The sequence below is a fragment of the Aquabacterium sp. genome (genome assembly GCF_030652515.1).
GTDB lineage: Bacteria > Pseudomonadota > Gammaproteobacteria > Burkholderiales > Burkholderiaceae_C > Aquabacterium.
Genome location: NZ_JAUSAR010000158.1, coordinates 1 through 21,255, shown reverse-complemented (window position 1 = coordinate 21,255; position 21,255 = coordinate 1). Strand labels below are relative to the sequence as shown.

Sequence of the window (21,255 nt, the reverse complement as noted above, 5' to 3'; positions counted from 1 at the left end):
GTCACTAAAAATGCCAACACCGTCAACAACATGGCAAGGCTCCGGTTAAATCAGCGGCTCAAGCCAGATGAAATCACCTGGGCGATGCGCCTGGCCTTGGCGTCCAGCGCCAGCAGACCGTCGACGCTGTCGCAGCAGCCGGACTCTACCGCGCAATCGACCAGACTTTGGGCGTTGACCGCATGAATCTGGTCAAAGCGGATGCGCCCGGTCAGGAAAGCCTCCACCGCCACCTCGTTGGCTGCATTGAGCACGCAGGTGCTGCCCGCCGGGCCATTCAGGGTGTCCCAGGCCAATTGCAGGCCGGGATAACGACGCGCATCGGCCTCTTCGAAGGTCAAGGCAGACAGCCGGGTAAAGTCAAGTAAATCCGCCCCGGATTCGATCCGATTGGGCCACGACAGGCCGTAAGCGATGGGCACGCGCATGTCGGGCGTGCCCAATTGGGCCAACACGGAGCGGTCGCGGCACACCACCATCGAGTGGATGATGCTTTGCGGGTGCAAGACCACCTTGATGCGATCAGGCTTGAGGCCGAACAGCCACCGCGCCTCGATCACTTCCAGCGCCTTGTTCATCATCGTGGCCGAATCGACCGAGATCTTGCGGCCCATGACCCAATTGGGGTGGGCACAGGCCTGATCGGGCGTGACATCGCGCAAGGTGGCGGGGTCGCGCTGGCGAAACGGGCCACCAGAGGCCGTCAGCACGATGTGGTCGATGCGTTCGGCCCATGTTCCGACATCTTCCGGCAAGCATTGGAAAATGGCGGAGTGCTCGCTGTCGATGGGCAGCAAGGTGGCGCCGCCTTCGGCCACGGCGCTCATGAACAGGGCACCGCCCACGACCAGGGCCTCCTTGTTGGCCAGCAGCAGACGCTTGCCAGACCGTGCTGCCGCCAGGCAAGGCGCCAAACCCGCCGCACCCACGATGGCGGCCATCACGACCTCAACCTCTGGATGAGAAGCGATGTCGCACAAGGCCTTTTCGCCGCTGAGCACTTCAGTCGACAAACCTGCTTGCGCAATGCCTTCACGCAGACGCTGCGCCGCATCCTCGTGTGACATCACGGCAAACCGGGGACGCCATTGGATACATTGCGCCAGGAGTTCATCCACGCGGCGCCCACCACTGAGGGCAAACACGTCATAGCGATCCGGATGGCGGGCCACCACGTCCAGCGTGTTGGTCCCGATCGAACCGGTGGAACCCAGCACGCACAGACGCTGGCGGTTGGCCATGGGCATGAAGGCATCAACCATGGCACAAGGACATCAAAGCGAGTACCAAAGGCAGGACTGGCAAGAGGGCATCAATCCGGTCCAGCACCCCGCCATGACCGGGCAGTAACTGGCTGCTGTCCTTGGCACCGGCCTGGCGCTTGATGAGTGACTCGAACAAATCGCCCACGACGCTCATGCCCACCAGAAACACAATGCTCAGCACCAGCCCAATGGGCCCCAGACCCGACAGCAAGTGGCTGTACATGCTGGGTGAATCAACCGACCAGTTGCGGTCAACCGCGATCCAGGCCACGGCGAGCAGGAGCACCGCCAACATGCCGGACCAGACGCCCTCCCAGCTTTTGCCGGGGCTGATGCTGATGGCCAACTTGCGGCGACCAAAGGCACGGCCACCGAAATAGGCACCGATGTCGGCCGCCCACACCAGGCAGAACACCGACAACAGGAAGTTCAAGCCCTGGGCCTTGCTTTCGGTCAAGGCGAGCCAGGCCATCACCAGGATGCCAAGCCCGAGAAGCGCCCGCAAAACACGAGGTGACTGTTTCCAGTACACGGTGCCCCAACGCAGCGCCAAAGCCCCACCCAGCACCCACAAGGCACCGGTGACCCACCAAACGGTGGCTGGCACGACGAAACCAGCCAAAGCCTGGCCTGGCACGTGGACATGGCTGGCCGCCGCGCTTTCATGCGGTGAAGCAGCCAACCCCCAGGGATCCAGGTGAACCGCTTCGGCAACGGCATAGCCCAGCACGGCCACCGCAGCACCCATCGCCAGGGCCCGCGCTCCCGGCCACTCATTCAAGCGCGCCCACTCCCAGCCTGCGGCGCTGACAAACAGCAAGCCCAAAGCGGCGAATGGCCACAGCGCTTGCGCGGCCAGGGCCGGCAACAGGATGGCCATCAGGATCAGCGCCGTGATCACGCGTTGCTTGAGCATGTTCAGGATCTCTCTGACGTGGATTCGTCGTTGTCAACCGCGCCCCCTACGGCGCCCTCGCCTTGGCCCGAAGCCCCGACATCGCCAAAACGCCGCTCGCGAATGGCGAACGCCTTCAAAGCCTTGTCGATTTCGGCGGCATCAAAATCAGGCCACAGGCAATCGGTGAAGTACAACTCGGCGTACGCGCTTTGCCACAACAGGAAGTTGGACAGGCGAACCTCGCCGCCGGTGCGGATGAACAAATCTGGATCGGGCGCATAGCTCATGGCCATGAAACGCGACAATTCTGCTTCGCTCAAGGTTTCGGCCGACAAACCAGCGGCCATGGCCTTCTGACACGCCTGGACGATGTCCCAGCGGCCACCGTAGTTGAAAGCCACCGTCAAGGTCAAGCGGCTGTTGTCGCGGGTGCGCGCCTCGGCATCCAGCAAGGCATTGCGGATTTTTTCGGCCACCGTGCTCAGGTCGCCCGCGATGCGGATGCGAACGCCATCGGCCTTGAGCTTGGCAATGTGCTTGGACAAGGCCACCAGCAGCAGGCTCATCAGGCCGGACACCTCTTCCTCAGGGCGCTTCCAGTTCTCTGACGAAAACGCGAACACCGTGAGGTAGTCGATGTGTCGGTCGGCGCAGGCCTGCACCACCGAGATCAGGGCGTCAACGCCCGCCTTGTGGCCCACGCCACGCGGCATGAGGCGTTTGCGGGCCCAGCGACCATTGCCATCCATGACGATGGCGACATGGCGGGGGGCCGATGACGGGTTGGAAGGATTGCGCTTGGCCATGCTGGCTCCAAAACAGATTGAGGCGGTCAAGCCGCCTCAGACTGCATCGAGATCAATGAAAGGCCGATCAAACCGCCAGGATCTCGGCTTCTTTGGCTTGCACCAACTTGTCGATCTCGACAATCGTGCGGTCGGTCAGCTTTTGAACATCATCCTGGGAACGGCGGTCATCGTCTTCGGTGATTTCCTTGTCCTTGAGTAAACGCTTGGCCTGCTCGTTGGCGTCCCGGCGCAGATTGCGCACAGCCACCTTGGCATCTTCACCAGCGCCCTTGACGATCTTGGTGAGGTCTTTGCGGCGCTCCTCGGTCAAGGCGGGCATCGGCACGCGGATCAGGTCGCCTTGCGAGGCAGGATTGAGGCCCAGATCGGATTCGCGGATGGCCTTCTCGATCTTGGCGCCCATGCCTTTTTCCCAGGGCTGCACGCTGATGTTGCGGGCGTCGATCAGGGTCACGTTGGCAACCTGGCTGATGGGCACCATGGAACCGTAATAGTCCACCTGCACCTGATCCAGGATGCCGGGGTGGGCACGGCCCGTGCGGATCTTGCTCAATTCGCTCTTGAAGGAGTCGACCGTTTTGAGCATCTTCTGCTCAAGGGATTTTTTAATGTCTGCAATGCTCATGAAATGCTCCGGATCACACGTGGACCAGCGTGCCTTCATCCTCGCCCATCACCACACGCTTGAGGGCGCCGGGCTTGAAGATGGAGAACACCTTGAGGGGCAGATTCTGGTCGCGGCACAGCGCAAACGCTGTCGCGTCCAGCACTTGGAGATTCTTGATCAAGGCTTCATCGAAGGTGATGGTGCTGTAGCGCGTGGCCAGCGGATCCTTCTTGGGATCGGCCGTGTAGACGCCATCCACCTTGGTGGCCTTGAGCATGATCTCGGCACCGATCTCGGCGCCGCGCAAGGCGGCAGCGGTGTCGGTGGTGAAGAAGGGGTTGCCCGTGCCAGCGGCGAAAATCACCACCTTGCCTTCTTCGAGGTATTGCAAAGCCTTGGGGCGCACATAGGGCTCCACGACCTGCTCGATGTTGATGGCCGACATGACCCGAGCGGTCATGCCTTCCTGGCGCATGGTGTCGGCCAGGGCCAGCGAATTCATCACGGTGGCCAACATGCCCATGTAGTCGGCGGTTGCACGGTCCATACCGACCGAACCACCGGCAACACCGCGGAAGATGTTGCCACCGCCAATGACGACTGCGACCTCGCACCCCAGCTTCGTGATCTCCTGGATTTCTTGCACCATGCGCACGATGGTGGCGCGGTTGATGCCGAATGCATCGTCGCCCATGAGGGCTTCACCAGAGAGTTTCAGAAGGATGCGCTTGTAGGCGGCCATGCAGACGTCCTTTGCTAATTGTTGTCATCAGAGTCACCGTGGGCTGCTTAAGTTTCCTTGAAAACTCAAGTTAGCAGCCCACGGACGGGTCAGAAATTACTGACCCTTGGCAGCGGCCATGGTGGCAGCCACTTCAGCAGCGAAGTCGTCCTGCTTCTTTTCAATGCCTTCGCCCACGACGTACATCGAGAAGCCCTTGACCGTCGTGTTGACCGACTTCAGGTACTGCTCGACGGTTTGCTTGCCATCGGCGGCCTTCACGAAGACCTGGTTGAACAGGGACACTTCCTTCAGGTACTTCTGGACGGCGCCTTCGATCATCTTGGCGGCGATGTCGGCAGGCTTGCCCGACTCGGCAGCCTTGGCGGTGGCCACGCTGCGCTCAGTTTCGATCAGGGCGGCCGGCACGTCGGACGACGACAGCGACACGGGCTTCATGGCAGCCACGTGCATGGCGACGTCCTTGGCAGCCGTTTCGTCACCCGAGAACTCCACGACCACGCCGATGCGGGCGCCGTGCAGGTAGCTGACCAGCTTCTGGTCACCACTGAAGCGCTTGAAGCGGCGGATGGTGATGTTTTCACCGATCTTGCCGATCAGGGCAGCGCGGGTGGCTTCCACCGTTTGACCGGCGATTTCCAGGTTCGACAACGCGGCCACGTCGGCCGGGTTCTGCTTGGCGATCAACTCGGCGACGGCCTTGCTGAAGCCCAGGAAGTCGTCGTTCTTCGACACGAAGTCGGTTTCGCAGTTGATTTCAACCAGGGCGCCGTTCGTGCCGTCGATGAAGGACATGACCACGCCGTCGGCGGTCACGCGCGAGGCGGCCTTGGAGGCCTTGCTGCCCAACTTGACGCGCAGGATTTCTTCAGCCTTGACCGAATCGCCCTCGGCTTCGGTCAGGGCTTTCTTGCACTCCATCATGGGAGCGTCGGTCTTGGCGCGCAGTTCGGCAACCATGCTGGCGGTGATGGCGGGCATATGCTTTCTCCGTAAATCTGAAATCTGTTGTGAAAAAGGGGCTGAATCAGCCCCTGTGGTAATCAGTCAGAGGCGATTAAGCCGCTTCGCTGACTTCCACGAATTCGTCGCCATCGGCAGCCACGGCTTGCACGACTTCATTGACGGCGTTGGCACGGCCTTCCAGCACGGCATCGGCCACGGCCTTGGCGTACATCGCCACAGCCTTGGAAGAGTCGTCGTTGCCAGGAATGACGTAGTCGATGCCTTCAGGCGAGTGGTTGGTGTCAACCACGCCGATCACGGGGATGCCCAGCTTCTTGGCTTCCAGGATGGCGATCTTGTGGTAGCCGACGTCGATCACGAACAGGGCGTCAGGCAGAGCGTTCATGTCCTGGATGCCGCCGATGTCTTTTTCAAGCTTGGCCAGGTCGCGTTGGAACAGCAGGCCTTCCTTCTTGCTCAGTTGCTCCAGACCGCCGGTCTCGATTTGAGCCTGCATGTCCTTCAGCTTCTTCAAGGAACCCTTGACGGTCTTGAAGTTGGTGAGCATGCCGCCCAACCAGCGTTGGTCCACGAAAGGAACGCCAGCGCGTTGAGCTTCGGAAGACACGGCTTCACGGGCTTGGCGCTTGGTGCCGATCATCATGATCGTGCCGCGGCGAGCCGACAACTGACGGACGAACTTCAGTGCATCCTCGAACGCGGGCAGCGTTTTTTCGAGGTTGATGATGTGAATCTTGTTGCGATGGCCGAAGATGTACGGAGCCATCTTGGGGTTCCAGAAGCGGGTTTGGTGACCAAAGTGGACACCGGCTTCCAGCATTTCGCGCATGGACACTGCCATAAGTAACTCCAGAGGTTGGGTCTAGAAGCCATCAAAAATCACAACGATGCGGTTTTGAAACACCGGCACCGGTTGCGACACCTGAGGTTTGTTGGCTTCGGGATTTTGCGGTTTTGACTGTTTTATTCGAACCATTTCGGACAAACCCGAAGATTATAGCATGAAGTGGGTGTTTTTAACACCCCACTCCCTGCTGCAATCTCAACAGCTCAGCGCTTGCGCGAAGTCTTGCGACCCACAGGGCCCTTAGGTGCGGCTTTGCCGCCTTTTCCAGAGGCAGCACCCGCTGGCTTGCCCGCCGCCGCTGCGCGCTTGGCAGACCGCTTGGTTTCGCGGTCCACACGCTGAACTTCCGCCAACTCATCCTGGGCCGACACGGCCGGAGCGCGCCCTGCACCCTCCGCCCCCCGCTGGCGACGACGTCCACCGCCACCACTGACCGGCTGATCTTCGCCTTCACGCACCAGGCGGAAATCGATCTTGCGACTGTCCAGATCGACCCGGCTCACTTGCACCCTGACGCGCGCACCTGAGGCATAACGCAAACCGCTGCGCTCGCCACGCAATTCCTGGCGGGCCTCGTCAAAGCGGAAGTACTCGCCACCCAGCTCGGTGATGTGCACCAGGCCTTCAACGTACAGGCCATCCAGGTGGATGAACAAGCCAAAACTGGTCACGGTGCTGACGGTGCCGCCGTATTCCTCGCCCAGGCGCTCGCGCATGAACATGCACTTGAGCCAGGCTTCCACGTCGCGAGAGGCCTCGTCAGCGCGCCGCTCGTTGGAGCTGCAATGGATGCCCGCGGTTTCCCAGGCAGCCGCCTCTTCCGGTGGCAGCTTGATGCGCGCCGCCACCTTGACGGGCGGCTTGGGCAGCCCCTTGGCAGACTGGGCCGCACTGCCCTTGGCACCCGGGCGACCCTTGAAGTAACTCGGTGAAGACTGCACCGGCGGCAATTTCAGGATGTAGCGGTCACTGCCCAGCAGGGCCTTGATCACGCGGTGAACCAGCAGATCGGGGTAACGGCGGATCGGGCTGGTGAAGTGCGTGTAGGCCTCGTAAGCCAGGCCGAAGTGGCCGCTGTTGGTGGGCGTGTAAATGGCCTGCTGCATGGAGCGCAGCAGCATGGTGTGAATTTGCTGTGCATCGGGGCGCTCCTTGCTGGCTTGCGCCAGCGCCTGGAACTCACCCGGCGTGGGCTCGTCGCTGATGCTCAAGCCCAGGCCCAAAGCCTTGAGGTAGTTCTTGAGCAAGGTGCGCTTTTCAGGCGTCGGCCCTTCATGCACGCGGTACAGCGAGGGTTGCTTGGCCCGCGAAATGAAATCGGCCGAACACACATTGGCCGCCAGCATGGCCTCTTCGATCAGCTTGTGCGCCTCGGTGCGCACGCGCGGCACGATCTTGGCGATGCGGCCGTTGTCATCACACACGATCTGCGTTTCAGTCGTTTCGAAATCAACCGCACCACGAACAGCGCGCGACTTCAGCAACGCTCGGTACACGTCGTGCAGGTCCAGCAGGTGCGGCACCAGTTCGGTACGCCGCTGGGCCTCAGGACCGCGCGTGTTGCCCAGGATGGCGGCCACTTCGGTGTAGGTGAAGCGCGCATGTGAGCAAATCACCGCCGGGTAGAACTGGTAAGCGTGGACCTCGCCTTCGGCGGTGACCAGCATGTCGCACACCATGGACAGGCGCTCGACTTCGGGGTTGAGCGAGCACAAGCCGTTGGACAGCTTTTCGGGCAGCATGGGGATCACGCGGCGCGGGAAATACACGGATGTTGCGCGCTCATACGCATCTCGGTCCAACGGCTCGCCGGGCTTGACATAGTGACTCACGTCGGCAATCGCCACCAGCAAGCGCCAACCATTCGGGCCTTTGCTGCGACCGATCTTGGCGGGCTCGCAGTACACGGCATCGTCGAAGTCTCTGGCGTCTTCGCCATCGATGGTGACCAAGGGCACATCGGTCAGGTCGATGCGGTTCTTGCGATCGGCTGGGCGCAGCTTTTCAGGCAGCTTGGCCGCCTGCGCCAGCACGTCATCGTTGAAGCGGTGCGGCACTTCGTACTTGCGCACCGCGATCTCGATTTCCATGCCAGGGTCGTCAATGCCACCCAGCACCTCGATCACGCGGCCGACCGGCTGTGCATGCAGTGAAGGCACTTCGGTCAACTCAACCGACACAACCTGCCCCGGCTCTGCGTTCGCAATGCCCTTGGCGGGGATCAGGATGTCTTGACCGAAACGGCGGTCTTCAGGCGCAACCACCCAAGCGCCGCCTTCATGCAGCAGGCGGCCAATGATGGGCGTTTTGCGGCGCTCCAGGATTTCGAGCACTTGACCTTCGGGGCGGCCCTTGCGGTCGAAGCGCAACACACGGACCTTGACGCGGTCCCGGTGCATGACGCTGCGCATCTCTTGCGGCGGGATGTAGATGGTGGACTCGCCATCGTCGGTGCTCACGAAACCGTGGCCATCACGGTGGCCATGCACGGTCCCGACGATTTCGCTCATCAGGTTCACTAAATGTTGTGTTTGAGTTGTCATATGTCTTATTTTGATGCTAGAATTGCGCTCTTCGCAGTTGGCGCCGGAAACATATTTCCGGATGCTGAAAACGAAGGAAGCTGCAGATTTCTGGCCCAGGTGGCGGAATTGGTAGACGCACTAGTTTCAGGTACTAGCGGGTAACTCCGTGGAGGTTCGAGTCCTCTCCTGGGCACCAGATGCTGCGGTTGGTATTGCAAAGTCGGTTGAAAAACCGGTCGAAAAATTCGAAGAGATTGAACACCTGCCCAGGTGGCGGAATTGGTAGACGCACTAGTTTCAGGTACTAGCGGGTAACTCCGTGGAGGTTCGAGTCCTCTCCTGGGCACCAAATTCAAAAAAAGCCGCATGAATAACATCATGCGGCTTTTTTATCGTCCTTGAAGATCAGATAAACCGGGGCGCAAGAAAAAAGGCAACAGACCCTCGGCCTGTTGCCTTTCGTGAACACCGCCATCCGCCCGCAAGTCAAACCGGGAAGCGCTTGAGCAAAGCATCAGGCCGCAAGGTGTCGTAATCCTCGAAGGGCTGATGGATCCACGGGCTGGTGGGCAAGGTCTCGACGTAGAAGTCTGGCGTGTAACTGGACACCCCCTTGACCCACAACACAGCCGACTTCAATTCGGTGATGGCTGGCATGCTGCGCAAGCGATCCACCACCGCGCGCAAGGTCACGCCCGAATCGGCAAGGTCATCCACCAACAACACACGGCCAGCCAACTCGCCCTTGGGCATGGTGATGTACTGGGCCATGTCAAGACGACCTTGAAGGGTGCCGCCGTCATCGCGGTAAGAGCTGGTCGCCATGATGCCCAAGGGTCGGTCGAAAATGCGCGACAGCACATCACCAGGCCGCAGGCCGCCCCGTGCCAGACAAAGGATCTGATCGAACTCCCAGCCCGATTGATGCACCTGCAGCGCCAAGCGCTCGGTCAGGTTGTGGTATTCCTCCCAAGACACATACAAGTGCTTGCCGTCATCGGTGAGCATGGGGTCTCCTATCTCGTGATCTCGAATGCTGTGGCTGGGCGCCATGGCCGGATTGCGCTTCAAAGCACGTCATCTTTGTAAGGATGGCGAAGCAGGATGGTGTGGTCGCGGTCGGGGCCGGTGGACACCATGTCGATGGGCGCGCCGATGAAACCTTGCACACGCTCCAGGTAGGCGCGAGCATTGGCGGGCAGCTTGTCCCACTCGGTGATGCCGAAGGTCGTGCCTTCCCAGCCAGGGAAGCTTTCGTAGATGGGCTCGCAGGCGATGATCTCGTCGGCGTCCAGCGGCAGGATGTCCACGCGCTGGCCATTGAGTTGATAGCCAGTGCAGACCTTGATCTCGTCCAGGCCGTCGAGCACGTCGAGCTTGGTGATGCACAAACCGGAGATGCCATTGATCAGCACCGAACGCTTGAGCGCTGCAGCATCGAGCCAACCGCAACGTCGGGCGCGACCAGTGACGGTGCCGCGCTCCTGCCCCACGGTGGACAGGTGATAGCCGACCGTGCCGGGCGCTTCCCAATCCAGTTCTGTCGGGAAGGGGCCGCTGCCCACGCGGGTGGTGTAGGCCTTGGTGATGCCCAGGATGTAGTGGAGCTTGTCAGGGCCGACACCCGAACCTGCCGCGGCATTGCCCGCCACGCAGTTGCTGGAGGTGACGTAGGGATAGGTGCCGTGGTCGATGTCGAGCAAGGTGCCTTGCGCGCCTTCGAACAGGATGCTGCCGCCCCTGATATTGGTCTCGTGCAAACGAACACCGACGTCGGCCAGCATGGGCACGATCTGCTGGGCCGCCTTCATGGCGTTGTCGTAGATGGGCTGGAACTCAAGCGCCGTGCCGTTGAGGTAGCCGGTCAAGGCAAAGTTGTGCAACTCCAGCAACTCGTGCAGCTTCTTGGCGAAGCGCTCGGGGTGTTTCAGATCCTGCACGCGCAGTGCGCGGCGCGCCACTTTGTCTTCATAAGCAGGGCCAATGCCCTTGCCGGTGGTGCCGATCTTGCCGTTGCCGCTAGACTCGCGCAGCAACTCTCTGGCCTTGTCCACTTCAACGTGGAAAGGCAGGATCAGCGGGCAGGATTCGCTGATGAACAGGCGCGAACGCACGTTCAGGCCAGCCGCTTCCAGTCGCTCGATTTCGAGCAGCAAGTGGGCCGGATCAACCACGACGCCATTGCCGATGTAGCAGGCCACGCCGTCGCGCATGATGCCCGAGGGGATCAGTTGCAGCGCGGTTTTCTTGCCGTTGATGACCAGCGTGTGGCCGGCGTTGTGACCACCTTGAAAACGCACCACGCCCGAGGCATGGTCGGTGAGCCAGTCGACAACCTTGCCCTTGCCTTCGTCACCCCATTGGGTGCCGACGACGACGACGTTGCGGCCGGTAGATGCAGTGCGGGGACGAGCCGGCGCGGTTGAGCTTTGCATGACTGAATCCTGTAATTCCAAAAAAAACCGGAGGTATCGAGGCTTGCTGAATGATGACTAGCGCGAACGCACCGACCACTGTCCGTTGAGCAGCGCCAGTTCGCGGTCGCAGTCAAACTCTTGGACTTCGTGTTCATGACCAGGCAGCACACACACCACGGTGTGCCCCTCTAGGCGCAGTTGCCGCACGGCTTGGCGCAACGCGGGATCTTCACCCCAAGGCGCGCGAATCGCCGAACGAGGCGCAGAGCCGTCACGGCCCGACAGCAGATCGCCCACAATCTTGAGATCAAGGCTAAAACCCACGGCCGGACGGCGGCGACCAAAGATGGCGCCCACTTCATCGTAGCGACCGCCGCGCAGCAAGGCATCGGCATGGCCTTCGCCATAAACCGCAAAACGGGAGCCACTGTAGTAGGCGTAGCCGCTGAGGTCGGCCAGGTCAAAACCAATGCGCACTTCGGGGTGCGAGCGACGCAAGTGCGTGGACAACCATTGCAGGTCGTCCAGCGCGGCGCGGACCAGGGGATGGTCAGGCAGCACACGACGCGCCTCAAGCAGTATCTCTTCGTCCCCGTACAGACGGGTCAAGGCCACCAGGGACTGAACCGCTTGCGGTGACCATGGACTGGCCAAATCGCGCAAGGTGGCCGCGTCTTTGGCGGCCAAGGCGGCCAGCAAGGCATCTTGGGTGGCGGCATCCAGGCGGTCGGCCACGCCCAGGCCTTGCAGCACGCCCTGAACCAGGCGCACATCGGCCAGGTCGAGCACCAAACCTTTCAGGCCAATGGCTTGCAGGCCTTCGAGGGCCAACTCTTGCACTTCAAGGTCGGCCTCCAGGCCCGCGTGGCCGAAGATTTCAGCGCCAAACTGCAGGGGCTCGCGGCTGGCATGCGGACTGGCAGGCCGCGTATGCAACACCGGGCCGCAATAGCAAAGGCGGGTCAGGCTGTCGCGGTTGAGCAGGTGGGCATCGATGCGGGCCACTTGTGGCGTGCTGTCGGCGCGAACGCCCAGCGTGCGACCACTGAGCTGGTCCACCAACTTGAAGGTCTTGAGATCGAGCGCATGGCCGGTGCCTGACAGCAGGGATTCGATGTGCTCCAGCAAAGGAGGCATCACCAACTCGTAGCCGCAACCACGCGCTGCGTCCAACCAGGTTCGGCGCAACTCTTCCAGGCGTCGAGCCTGAGCAGGCAAGACATCGGCAATGTGCTCTGGCAGCAGCCAAGCAGACGACATAAGAAATGGGGAGGGGGTTAAAAACAGGATTTTACCGGGGTCTGGCGTCAATTTGACGGCCAAATTTTGACCCGGCGCGAATCTGCACCTGAACCAATGGAATTGGCGCCTGAAAAGGCCAGGTTCAGGTCACTGCAGCGCCCAGAAAAAGACCATGCCGGTCAGAATGCAAGTCAAGCCCATGAAACGAAGTTGACCATCACTGAGGCTGAGCGCTTGCTCGAACACCCGCCGCCAGGCAGCGGGGTTCAGGAAAGGGAGCAAGCCTTCAATCACGAGCACCAGGGCCAATGCCGCCCACAAGGAGTTGGACATGAGTCACCCCGGCGGTTGTTCAGATCCAGATCTTATTTTCTGGCCGGCGCAGGTGCGCCGCCGCTGTTGCCACGCATGGCTTTGAAAAACTCGCTGTTCGGATCAAGCACCATCACGTCTGTTTTGCTGCGGAACGTGGTTCTGTAGGCTTCCAGACTGCGGTAGAACTGGGCAAATTGGGGATCCTTGCCAAAGGCTTCGGCATAGATGGTCGATGCCTTGGCATCGCCCTCGCCCTTGACCTTCTGGGCATCGCGGTAAGCCTCGGCCACGATGATTTCACGCTGGCGATCGGCATCGGCGCGGATCTTCTCGCTTTCGGCAAAGCCGGTGGAGCGAAGTTCGTTGGCCACGCGCTTGCGCTCGGACTCCATGCGGCGATAGACCGCTTCAGTGATGTTGGCCGAGAAGTCCACTCGCTTGATGCGCACGTCGATGATGACGATGCCGAATGCCTTGGCATCATCGGCCAGACGCTGAACCACGCCTTGCATGACCTTTTCGCGCTCGGTCGACAGCACCGCACCCACCGTGCGCTTGGTCACCTCTTCATTGAGCGCGGCCTGCACGATGGGGCTCAGGCGGTTCTCGATGTTGCGGATGTCCGTGCCATTGTTGCGGATGAACTGGCGCGGATCGGTGATGCGCCACTTGACCAGCCAGTCAATGACCAGGCTTTTCTTCTCGGCCGTGAAGATGGGACGCGCTTCCACGCTGTCCAGCGTCTGAATGCGGCGATCCAGGAAGACCACATTCTGCAGCGGGGACGGAAGCTTGAACTTGAGGCCCGGCTCGCTCTTGACGTCCTTGATCTCACCCAAGGCGTAGACCACGGCGAACTGGCGTTGATCGACCACAAACAGGGTCGAGGCCAGGATGATGATGACCAGCAATGCGCCGGCCACGAAGATTCCAATGCGGTTCATGTCAGGTTCCTTGCCTTTGACATTCAGCGACTGTCACGGTCACGGCTGCGCGAGCCGTCACGTGATCGGGGGTCTGTGGCGGCGGCCGAGCCGACAGCTGCGGCACTGCCAGCCTCAGGGGCAGCGGTGCCGCCTGCAATCACTGGCGCGCCAGTGGCTGTGGCGTTCGCGCCGCCACCCGAAGACGCCCCACTCATCTGAACAAGCTTGTCCAGCGGCAAGTAGAGCAAGTTGGAGCCCGAGCGGGAGTCCACCATGACCTTGGTCACGTTGCCGTACACCTGCTGCATGGCATCGATGTAGAGGCGATCGCGCGTCACGCCAGGTGCCTTCTGGTACTCGGTCAACACCGACTTGAATCGTTGCGCGTCACCTTCAGCGTGGGCTACCACGTTGGCAGAATAAGCCGCTGCTTCTTCACGAAGCCGTGCGGCCGTACCCTGGGCCTTGGGGATCACATCATTGGCGTAGGCCTGGCCTTCGTTCTTGGCGCGCTCGCGGTCGGCACCGGCCTTGAAGGCGTCATCGAAAGCGGCTTGCACCGGCTCGGGCGCCTGCACGCTTTGCACGTTGACGTTGGCAATGATCACACCGGCATTGACCTTGTTGACCTGGGCCTGGATGGACTTGACCAGCTCGGCGGCGATGGCGTCACGTTGCTCGTAAAGCACCGAATCCATGGTGCTGCTGCCCACGATTTCGCGCACGGCCGACTCGGCGGCCTGAGCCACGGCCTCGTCGGAGCTGCGGTTCTCGAACAGGTACTGGCGGGCATCGCTCAGGCGGTATTGAACCGTGAAGCGGATGTCGACGATGTTCTCGTCGCGGGTCAGCATGGAGGACTCACGCGAGCCGGTCGCCTGCATCACCGAATTGGTGCCCACATCGATCGAGCGCAGTTGGGTCAGGTTGACGATCTCGTGGCTTTGGAAAGGGTATGGCGCGCGCCACTGAAAACCGGCTTCGGCCGTGTGGCTGAAACGCCCAAAGGACATCACGACCCCCTGCTGGCCTTCCTGGACGATGAAAAATCCACTGCCCAACCAGATCAGGGCCACCAGGCCAGCGACCAAACCAACACCGATGCCGGCATTGTTGCCATCGGGTGACAGACCACCGCCTGGACTACCGCCGCTGTTGTTATTGTCGCCGCCGCCTTTGCCCGCGAACAAACCGCTGAGCTTGCGGTTGAAGTCGCGCCACAACTCATCCAGGTCGGGTGGACCATCATTGCGGCCGTTGTTGTAGACCACGTCCGGCCCGGCGGACTGCGGTAACGCGAGCTTGAGCGCACGAAGGCCAAGCCAGCCCAGACGCCGCGTGGCGCCAGAGGCCAATTGAGCCGCGGCAGCCAGCACACTCAAGGCTGGCTGGCGGGGGTTTTCAGGCACTTGGCCTGGCTCCAGGGATTGCATGTTCATGATTGGACAGTCGTCGAAGGAGTTTCCAGAAGCCCGGCATCGGGCTCCTGGTGAGAATTGTCGGGATTGTGCATTGTGAATGGGCTTTGCAAACCGGGAAACGCGCCAGGGTCATCACCCAGGCCATTCAAAGCGGCTTCGGCAATCACTTGCCGCAACACATCCAGCCCCTGCCCGCGCAAGGCACTGACGAAAACGCGCAGACAACGACGGCCTGAGGGCAACTCGAACACGTCGAGCCCATGCCGGGGCTGCTGGTGCTCGGGCAGGCAATCGCACTTGTTGAAAACCAGCACCTGAGGGATGTCGGCCGCGCCAATGTCGCCCAGCACGCGGATCACCTCGGTGAGCTGCTCCATCAGCACGGGGCTGGCGGCATCGACCACGTGCAGCAGCACATCGGCCTCGGCCGCCTCCTGCAAAGTCGCCTCGAAAGACTCGACCAGGGTGTGCGGCAAGTCGCGGATGAAGCCCACGGTGTCGGACAAGGTGACGCTGCGCTGCGCCTGGGCCAGGTAGAACTGGCGCGTGGTGGTGTCCAGCGTGGCGAACAACTGGTCCGCCGCGTAAGTACCCGCCTTGGTGAAGGCATTGAACAAGGTCGACTTGCCCGCGTTGGTGTAGCCCACCAGCGAGACGCGGAAGGTGCCTGTGCGCTCGCGTGAGCGGCGCTGGGTGTTGCGCTGACGCTTGACCTTGACCAGTTGCTCTTTAAGCGACTTGATGCGCTGATCAATCATGCGGCGGTCCAACTCGATTTGAGTTTCGCCAGGGCCACCGCGCATGCCGGCACCGCCTCGCTGACGCTCCAGGTGAGACCAGCGGCGTACCAGTCGGGTCGACAGGTATTTCAAGCGGGCAAGTTCAACTTGCAGCTTGCCTTCGTGGCTGCGAGCGCGCGCACCGAAGATCTCGAGGATCAAGCCGGTGCGGTCGAGTACTTCAACGCCCAGGTGGCGTTCAAGGTTGCGTTGTTGAGCTGGGGAGAGCGCCTGATCAAAGATCACCGCCTGCGCCTGGTGCAGGGTGACAAGTTCTTTGATCTCATTTGCTTTGCCCGAACCGACAAAAAAAGCGGGATCGGGGGCCTTGCGCTTGGCCGTGACTTTTTCGACGGGCTGATCGCCCGCAGATTCGGCCAGCAAGGCGAGCTCGTCAAGGGTGGGATCGAAGGACGATCCCGGCCCAAAATCGACGCCCACCAGCACGACCCGAGGTGCATCGGAAGGGTTTTGCACAGACTGCGATGAGGATGTCAAGGCGTCTGTGTGTCAGTGCAACACGGGCCGGTGCTGGATGAGCGAGAAGACATGGCTGACAAGATCAGGCCGCGTCTTCAGTCGAGTCGTTGGCGTGGAAATTCACCGCACGGCCTGGCACGACGGTAGAAATCGCGTGCTTGTAAACCATTTGGGTGACCGTGTTGCGAAGCAGCACCACGTATTGGTCAAACGACTCGATGTGTCCCTGGAGTTTGATGCCGTTGACCAAATAAATGGACACCGGCACATGTTCTCTGCGCAAGAGATTCAAGAAGGGGTCTTGTAGGAGTTGCCCTTTGTTGCTCACGATATGCTCCGTGTTGAAAAGTTTCGGACTTGACACCTTAACACAGCCCCTTACGCCTGATCGGTGAAGGGATTGTGAAGCGGGGTAAAGAGGCTGCTATTTATCGACGAACGGGTTGCTGGACGATTTGGTCTGGATGCGCAGCGGCGTGCCCGTGAGCTTGAAATGCGCCCGGAAACGGGTTTCCAGGTAGCGCTTGTAGGAGTCCGTGAGGTGTTCCAGCGAATTGCCGTGGATGACGATGATGGGCGGGTTTTGGCCACCTTGATGCGCGTAACGCAGTTTTGGGCGAGAAATACCGCCCCGCTTGGGCTGCTGGAACTCCACCGCCTCCAGCAGCAGGCGCGTCAGGATCGGCGTGGGCATTTTGCGCGTGGCCGAGGACCAAGCGTCGGCAATCGACTTCCAGACCGGGCCCAGGCCTTGGCGCTTGATGGCCGAAATGTGCAGGATCGGGGCGAATTTCAGGAACGCCAGGCGGGTTTCAATGGAGCGGGCCAGCATTTCTCGCTGGTAGCTGTCCACCGCATCCCACTTGTTGATGGCCAGGACCACGGCGCGGCCTGATTCGAGGATGAAGCCGGCGATGTGGGCATCCTGGTCGGTGACGCCCTGCGTGGCGTCCAGCAGCAGCAGGACCACGTTGGCGTCGGAGATGGCCTGCAGGGTTTTGACGACGGAGAATTTCTCGATCGCTTCGAACACCTTGCCCTTGCGGCGCAGACCAGCGGTGTCGATCAACTCGAAACGCTGCCCTTCGCGCTCAAAAGGCACGCTGATGGCATCGCGGGTGGTGCCGGGCATGTCGAAGGCCACCAAGCGCTCTTCGCCCAGCCAGGTGTTGATCAGCGTGGATTTGCCCACATTGGGGCGCCCTGCCACAGCCAGCTTGATGGGGGCATTGACATCGACTTCAGCCGCCTCGTCGTCGTCTTCTTCACCCTGGAAGAAGTCGTCCAGCGCCATGTCGAGCAGGCTGCGGATGCCCTGCCCGTGCGATGCAGAAATGGCGATGGGATCGCCGATGCCCAGCTCGAAGAACTCGGCCAATTGCACACCTTCCTGCATGCCTTCGGCCTTGTTGGCGGCCAGCAGCACCTTCTTGTTGGCGGTGCGCAGGTAGCGGGCGATGTCGTGGTCCTGGGCAGACAGGCCGCCCCGGGCATCGACCACGAAAACGACAGCATCGGCCTCGGCCACGGCCTGGCGGGTCTGCTTGGCCATCTCCTTGTAGATGCCTTCAGTGCAATCGGGCTCGAAACCACCGGTGTCGATGACGAGGTACTGGCGGGACCCCAGGCGACCTTCACCGTAATGGCGGTCGCGGGTCAGCCCGGCGAAGTCGGCCACGATCGCATCGCGGCTTTTGGTCAGACGGTTGAACAACGTCGATTTACCGACGTTGGGTCGTCCGACCAACGCAATGACAGGTTTCATGAAACTCCAGGGAAACTTTTAATTGGCACGCAAAGCGTAAAGCGTGCCGGAACGGGTGGCCAGCAACAGCAGGCCGTCGGAGACCACCGGGGCGGCACTCAAAGCGTTGTCCAGGGCAATGCGCGCCACAGTACGACCATCGTCCGAGGCCAGGATGTGCAATTGCCCATCATCATCAGCCACGGCGATGAGCTTGCCCCAAACAGCAGGGGCGCTCAACTTGCGGTGCGTGAAGCGGTCAACGCGCCAGCGGATTTCACCATTTTCGGTGCGCCAGGCGCTGAGACGGTCGGCACCGTCGGCGCCCACCACGATGGTGTCGTCGGCGGCCACGGCTTGCGTGCCAGACTGAGGGCGTGACCAGCGCAAGCTGCCACGATTCATCTCGATGCAGGCCACCGACAGCTGGAAAGCGCGAACACAGATTTCGTCGTCTGCGCGGGCGCCAGGACCGACCAGGTCGGCCAGGCGCTCGACTTCATTGGTGCCACGCGGCGTGCCAACGCTGAAATCGAAACGGGGCGTGCCTTTCAAAGGGTCCAGGCCCACGAAACGGGCACCCTGCCCCACCACCAAGGTGTCGCGGAAGGCGGACAACAGGCCGGGCGTGGACAGAGACAGGGGATCGCCACCCGGACGCTGGTAGTTCCAGAGCCAGCGGCCATCGAGGGCATCATAGGCGCGTACGCTGCGGTCCACGCTTTGCACGAAAACGCGCTCACCCGCCACCAGAGGCGAGGTGATGACCCGGCCCGGCAGGCGCTCACGCCACAAGACCTTGCCTTGGTCAAAGGTGATCAGCTCGTTGTCGGTGGTGACCACGGCGGCATAACGGCCGTCGCTGCCCACTGAGGCGCTGAGCTTGGCGTTGGCCTGGGCACGCCAGCGCTCCTGACCGGTTTTCACATCGGCGGACAAAATTTGCCCATCGCTGGCAGCCCAGGTCACCGCATCCTTGGTCACCGCCAGTGAGGTGGGCCCATCCACCGAGCCCAAGCGCTTGCTCCAGACCGTGGTGATGCCTTGGCTGGGGGTGAAGGACTCAAGCGGTGCGGGCTTGGGCTTGGTCGAGCCACAAGCCGACAACAAGGCAGCAGCGACGGCCAAAGCCGTGGCGCCAAGAGCGCGTCGGGAAAGAGTCATGGTCAGAGGATGGTCCATGGACAGAGGTTCGGGTGGGAAATCAGTTCGTGGGGGCCAGGCCGGGCGGCATGCCCGAAGGCGCTGCGGCAGCCCCGACGCCTGGCACTTGCAAAGGCTGAGGCGCCTGGCCTGCGGCCGTCAGTTTGCCCTCCACGAAACGGCGGTAGTCGACGGTGGCAGGCAAGGCTTTCCAGGCTTCCTGGTAGGCCTTGACCGCTTCTTCTTTCTTGCCTTGCGCGAACAGGATGTCGCCGCGGCGATCAGCGACCAAGGCCGCGTAAGCCGTGGGCATCTCGGCGCTCAAGACCTTCAAGGCTTCGTCGTGCTGTTTGGCATCGAGCATCAAGCCAGCCAGGCGCAAGCGGCCAATGGCCACCAGATCTTTGTTTTTGCCGCTGTCCACCAACCACTGCAGGCTGGCGCGCGCCAGTTCAGGCTTTTGGCGACCCACTTCAACCTTGGCAACCAGCAAGGCGCCTTGCTCGGCAAAGGTGGTGCCGGCATAGCTGTCCTTCAGGTCGGCAAACACCTTGGACGCCTTGTCGACCTCGCCAGCACTGGCGGCACGGTCCAGTTCTTCGTACAGGCTGCCAGCGCCCACGGACAGCTTTTGCTGCCAATAGAGGTAGCCAGTCCACGCGGCGTAGCCACCCAGGGCCAGCACCAGCACCCAGGTGACCAGGTTGCCGTACTGTTTCCAGAAGTGCTTGACCTGATCAAGCTGCTCTTGTTGTTCAAGGTCGTAAGTGGCCATGACGTTTTATCGTTGTAGGTGGAAGCGGTGGATTATGACTGGCGATGGGCTTGCAGTGACGCAGCCCATTCCCCAGGCTGCGCGAGAGGTCGGGCAACTTGCTCGCCACCGTCGCGCAGGGGCTTGACGGAGACTTGGCCCTGGGCCACCTCGTCGGGGCCGAAGATCAAGGCAAAGCGGGCGCCGCTGGCGTCGGCTTTCTTGAACTGGGCCTTGGGGCTGGCCGGACCATCTTTACCTGCCGGATTGAGCAAGACGCGGACGCCCGCCTGGCGCAAGGCCTCGACCGTGCTCATCACGGTGGCCAATGGCGTGCCCGCGAACACGAGCACGACGGCGTCAGGCGCGGTGGACGGCGACTCGATGCCCAGCGCCTGCAGCAGGAGCAGCAGGCGCTCCATGCCCAGGCCCCAACCCACGGCGGGCGCGGGCTTGCCGCCCAACTGTTCGATCAGGCCGTCGTAGCGGCCACCACCACAGATGGTGCCTTGGGCGCCCAGGCGATCGGTGACCCACTCGAACACCGTGAGGTTGTAGTAATCCATGCCGCGCACCAGGCGCGGGTTGACCTTGTAGACCACACCGGCGGCGTCCAGCACTTGCTTGACGGCGTTGAAGTGGGCCAAAGAGGCCTCGCCCAGGAAGTCCATGAGCTTGGGGGCGGCCTCGACCACCGGCTGCATGGCCGGGTTTTTGGTGTCCAGGATGCGCAGCGGGTTGCTGTGCAGGCGACGGCGCGCGTCTTCGTCCAACAAGGACGCGTGTTGCTCCAGGTGCTTGATCAGGGCCTCGCGGTGGGCTCGGCGCTCTTCAGGCTGGCCCAGGCTGTTGAGCTCCAGGCGAACATCGGTGCCGATGTTCAAACCCAGGTCACGCCACAGGGCCACGGTCATCAGGATCAACTCGGCATCGACATCCGGCCCCGTGAAGCCCAGCGCTTCGGCGCCGACCTGGTGGAACTGGCGGTAGCGGCCTTTTTGCGGGCGCTCGTGGCGGAACATGGGGCCGATGTAGAACAGGCGCTTGCCGCCTTCGTACAAGAAGCTGTGTTCGTTCATGGCTCGCACCACGCCGGCCGTGCCTTCAGGGCGCAGGGTGAGCTTGTCGCCATTGAGGCTGTCGGCAAAGGAGTACATCTCCTTCTCGACGATGTCGGTGACCTCGCCCAGGCCGCGCACGAACAGCGCGGTGGGTTCGACGATGGGGGTGCGGATGTTGCTGTAACCGTAGCGGCGCATGAGGGCGCGCACGGTTTCTTCGAGCCATTCCCAGCGCGCCGATTCGGGCGGCAGGATGTCGTTCATGCCTTTGATGGCTTGGAGGATGTCGGCCATGAAAATGAAAGTCGAGACGG

The 21,255-nt window shown here is 61.7% G+C and carries 20 protein-coding genes and 2 tRNA genes; 2 read left to right on the top strand and 20 right to left on the bottom strand.

What is annotated here, in order from left to right; genetic code table 11:
• Positions 1-50: 50 nt before the first annotated feature.
• The 8 genes from ispC to rnr form a co-directional block, all read right to left on the bottom strand.
• Complete coding sequence (ispC, locus tag Q7V20_RS18190) at positions 51-1,262, bottom strand: 1-deoxy-D-xylulose-5-phosphate reductoisomerase (protein ID WP_304794491.1); 1,212 nt, start codon at positions 1,260-1,262, stop codon at positions 51-53.
• On the bottom strand, positions 1,255-2,181 hold the full coding sequence (locus tag Q7V20_RS18185) for a phosphatidate cytidylyltransferase (protein WP_304794488.1): 927 nt from the start codon (positions 2,179-2,181) through the stop codon (positions 1,255-1,257). Before Q7V20_RS18185 ends, ispC begins: the two co-directional genes overlap by 8 nt.
• Positions 2,182-2,183: 2 nt before the next feature.
• Positions 2,184-2,969 (bottom strand): polyprenyl diphosphate synthase, encoded by a 786-nt coding sequence (gene uppS, locus Q7V20_RS18180; RefSeq protein ID WP_304794486.1) that lies wholly within the window; start codon positions 2,967-2,969, stop codon positions 2,184-2,186.
• Positions 2,970-3,036: 67 nt separating this feature from the next.
• Positions 3,037-3,597, bottom strand: coding sequence for a ribosome recycling factor (frr, locus tag Q7V20_RS18175; RefSeq protein WP_304794484.1), 561 nt, complete (start codon positions 3,595-3,597; stop codon positions 3,037-3,039).
• A 13-nt stretch (positions 3,598-3,610) separates the two neighbouring features.
• On the bottom strand, positions 3,611-4,321 hold the full coding sequence (gene pyrH, locus Q7V20_RS18170) for a UMP kinase (RefSeq protein ID WP_304794481.1): 711 nt from the start codon (positions 4,319-4,321) through the stop codon (positions 3,611-3,613).
• Positions 4,322-4,417: 96 nt separating this feature from the next.
• Entirely contained in the window at positions 4,418-5,302 is an 885-nt protein-coding gene (gene tsf / locus Q7V20_RS18165; protein WP_304794478.1) for a translation elongation factor Ts, read from the bottom strand.
• 76 nt (positions 5,303-5,378) lie between these two features.
• On the bottom strand, positions 5,379-6,128 hold the full coding sequence (gene rpsB, locus Q7V20_RS18160; RefSeq protein WP_304794475.1) for a 30S ribosomal protein S2: 750 nt from the start codon (positions 6,126-6,128) through the stop codon (positions 5,379-5,381).
• 209 nt (positions 6,129-6,337) lie between these two features.
• Positions 6,338-8,644 (bottom strand): ribonuclease R, encoded by a 2,307-nt coding sequence (rnr, locus tag Q7V20_RS18155; RefSeq protein ID WP_370652496.1) that lies wholly within the window; start codon positions 8,642-8,644, stop codon positions 6,338-6,340.
• A gap of 126 nt (positions 8,645-8,770) precedes the next feature.
• On the opposite strand from rnr, the gene Q7V20_RS18150 reads away from it, so the two are divergent.
• Together Q7V20_RS18150 and Q7V20_RS18145 are read left to right on the top strand one after the other, a co-directional pair.
• Positions 8,771-8,855 (top strand) — tRNA-Leu (locus Q7V20_RS18150).
• A gap of 68 nt (positions 8,856-8,923) precedes the next feature.
• Positions 8,924-9,008, top strand: a tRNA-Leu gene (locus Q7V20_RS18145).
• A 137-nt stretch (positions 9,009-9,145) separates the two neighbouring features.
• On the opposite strand, the gene Q7V20_RS18140 is transcribed toward Q7V20_RS18145, so the two are convergent.
• From Q7V20_RS18140 to hisS, 12 genes are all read right to left on the bottom strand, one after another.
• Complete coding sequence (locus Q7V20_RS18140; protein ID WP_304794469.1) at positions 9,146-9,667, bottom strand: phosphoribosyltransferase; 522 nt, start codon at positions 9,665-9,667, stop codon at positions 9,146-9,148.
• A gap of 59 nt (positions 9,668-9,726) precedes the next feature.
• Positions 9,727-11,094 (bottom strand): adenylosuccinate synthase, encoded by a 1,368-nt coding sequence (locus Q7V20_RS18135; RefSeq protein ID WP_304794466.1) that lies wholly within the window; start codon positions 11,092-11,094, stop codon positions 9,727-9,729.
• A gap of 57 nt (positions 11,095-11,151) precedes the next feature.
• Positions 11,152-12,336 (bottom strand): ATP phosphoribosyltransferase regulatory subunit, encoded by a 1,185-nt coding sequence (locus tag Q7V20_RS18130; RefSeq protein WP_304794462.1) that lies wholly within the window; start codon positions 12,334-12,336, stop codon positions 11,152-11,154.
• Between the two features lie 129 nt (positions 12,337-12,465).
• Positions 12,466-12,651 (bottom strand): DUF2065 domain-containing protein, encoded by a 186-nt coding sequence (locus Q7V20_RS18125; RefSeq protein WP_304794459.1) that lies wholly within the window; start codon positions 12,649-12,651, stop codon positions 12,466-12,468.
• 32 nt (positions 12,652-12,683) lie between these two features.
• Positions 12,684-13,577, bottom strand: coding sequence for a protease modulator HflC (gene hflC / locus Q7V20_RS18120; protein WP_304794456.1), 894 nt, complete (start codon positions 13,575-13,577; stop codon positions 12,684-12,686).
• A gap of 23 nt (positions 13,578-13,600) precedes the next feature.
• A complete protein-coding gene (gene hflK / locus Q7V20_RS18115; RefSeq protein ID WP_304794453.1) occupies positions 13,601-14,998 on the bottom strand; it encodes an FtsH protease activity modulator HflK in 1,398 nt (465 codons plus the stop codon).
• On the bottom strand, positions 14,995-16,236 hold the full coding sequence (gene hflX / locus Q7V20_RS18110) for a GTPase HflX (protein WP_304794450.1): 1,242 nt from the start codon (positions 16,234-16,236) through the stop codon (positions 14,995-14,997). Before hflX ends, hflK begins: the two co-directional genes overlap by 4 nt.
• A gap of 85 nt (positions 16,237-16,321) precedes the next feature.
• Positions 16,322-16,567 carry an RNA chaperone Hfq gene (hfq, locus tag Q7V20_RS18105; RefSeq protein ID WP_230181491.1) on the bottom strand — a complete coding sequence of 82 codons (246 nt, stop codon included), beginning with the start codon at positions 16,565-16,567 and terminating at the stop codon, positions 16,322-16,324.
• 96 nt (positions 16,568-16,663) lie between these two features.
• Positions 16,664-18,004 (bottom strand): ribosome biogenesis GTPase Der, encoded by a 1,341-nt coding sequence (der, locus tag Q7V20_RS18100; RefSeq protein ID WP_304794446.1) that lies wholly within the window; start codon positions 18,002-18,004, stop codon positions 16,664-16,666.
• Positions 18,005-18,022: 18 nt separating this feature from the next.
• A complete protein-coding gene (gene bamB / locus Q7V20_RS18095; RefSeq protein WP_304794443.1) occupies positions 18,023-19,147 on the bottom strand; it encodes an outer membrane protein assembly factor BamB in 1,125 nt (374 codons plus the stop codon).
• Positions 19,148-19,187: 40 nt separating this feature from the next.
• The gene (locus Q7V20_RS18090) at positions 19,188-19,901 is read right to left on the bottom strand and encodes a tetratricopeptide repeat protein (RefSeq protein WP_304794441.1); all 714 of its coding nucleotides are present in this window, start codon (positions 19,899-19,901) and stop codon (positions 19,188-19,190) included.
• 32 nt (positions 19,902-19,933) lie between these two features.
• On the bottom strand, positions 19,934-21,235 hold the full coding sequence (hisS, locus tag Q7V20_RS18085) for a histidine--tRNA ligase (protein WP_304794493.1): 1,302 nt from the start codon (positions 21,233-21,235) through the stop codon (positions 19,934-19,936).
• Between the last annotated feature and the right edge of the window lie 20 nt (positions 21,236-21,255).

Bases quoted from the DNA above. Each gene is read 5' to 3' on its own strand.
- uppS (WP_304794486.1), bottom strand. From the start codon at position 2,969: ATGGCCAAGCGCAATCCTTCCAACCCGTCATCGGCCCCCCGCCATGTC.
- Q7V20_RS18125 (WP_304794459.1), bottom strand. From the start codon at position 12,651: ATGTCCAACTCCTTGTGGGCGGCATTGGCCCTGGTGCTCGTGATTGAA.
- bamB (WP_304794443.1), bottom strand. From the start codon at position 19,147: ATGACTCTTTCCCGACGCGCTCTTGGCGCCACGGCTTTGGCCGTCGCT.
- hflC (WP_304794456.1), bottom strand. From the start codon at position 13,577: ATGAACCGCATTGGAATCTTCGTGGCCGGCGCATTGCTGGTCATCATC.
- hisS (WP_304794493.1), bottom strand. From the start codon at position 21,235: ATGGCCGACATCCTCCAAGCCATCAAAGGCATGAACGACATCCTGCCG.
- Q7V20_RS18135 (WP_304794466.1), bottom strand. From the start codon at position 11,094: ATGCAAAGCTCAACCGCGCCGGCTCGTCCCCGCACTGCATCTACCGGC.
- Q7V20_RS18130 (WP_304794462.1), bottom strand. From the start codon at position 12,336: ATGTCGTCTGCTTGGCTGCTGCCAGAGCACATTGCCGATGTCTTGCCT.
- frr (WP_304794484.1), bottom strand. From the start codon at position 3,597: ATGAGCATTGCAGACATTAAAAAATCCCTTGAGCAGAAGATGCTCAAA.
- hflK (WP_304794453.1), bottom strand. From the start codon at position 14,998: ATGAACATGCAATCCCTGGAGCCAGGCCAAGTGCCTGAAAACCCCCGC.
- der (WP_304794446.1), bottom strand. From the start codon at position 18,004: ATGAAACCTGTCATTGCGTTGGTCGGACGACCCAACGTCGGTAAATCG.
- tsf (WP_304794478.1), bottom strand. From the start codon at position 5,302: ATGCCCGCCATCACCGCCAGCATGGTTGCCGAACTGCGCGCCAAGACC.
- rnr (WP_370652496.1), bottom strand. From the start codon at position 8,644: ATGAGCGAAATCGTCGGGACCGTGCATGGCCACCGTGATGGCCACGGT.
- Q7V20_RS18185 (WP_304794488.1), bottom strand. From the start codon at position 2,181: ATGCTCAAGCAACGCGTGATCACGGCGCTGATCCTGATGGCCATCCTG.
- pyrH (WP_304794481.1), bottom strand. From the start codon at position 4,321: ATGGCCGCCTACAAGCGCATCCTTCTGAAACTCTCTGGTGAAGCCCTC.
- rpsB (WP_304794475.1), bottom strand. From the start codon at position 6,128: ATGGCAGTGTCCATGCGCGAAATGCTGGAAGCCGGTGTCCACTTTGGT.
- Q7V20_RS18140 (WP_304794469.1), bottom strand. From the start codon at position 9,667: ATGCTCACCGATGACGGCAAGCACTTGTATGTGTCTTGGGAGGAATAC.
- ispC (WP_304794491.1), bottom strand. From the start codon at position 1,262: ATGGTTGATGCCTTCATGCCCATGGCCAACCGCCAGCGTCTGTGCGTG.
- Q7V20_RS18090 (WP_304794441.1), bottom strand. From the start codon at position 19,901: ATGGCCACTTACGACCTTGAACAACAAGAGCAGCTTGATCAGGTCAAG.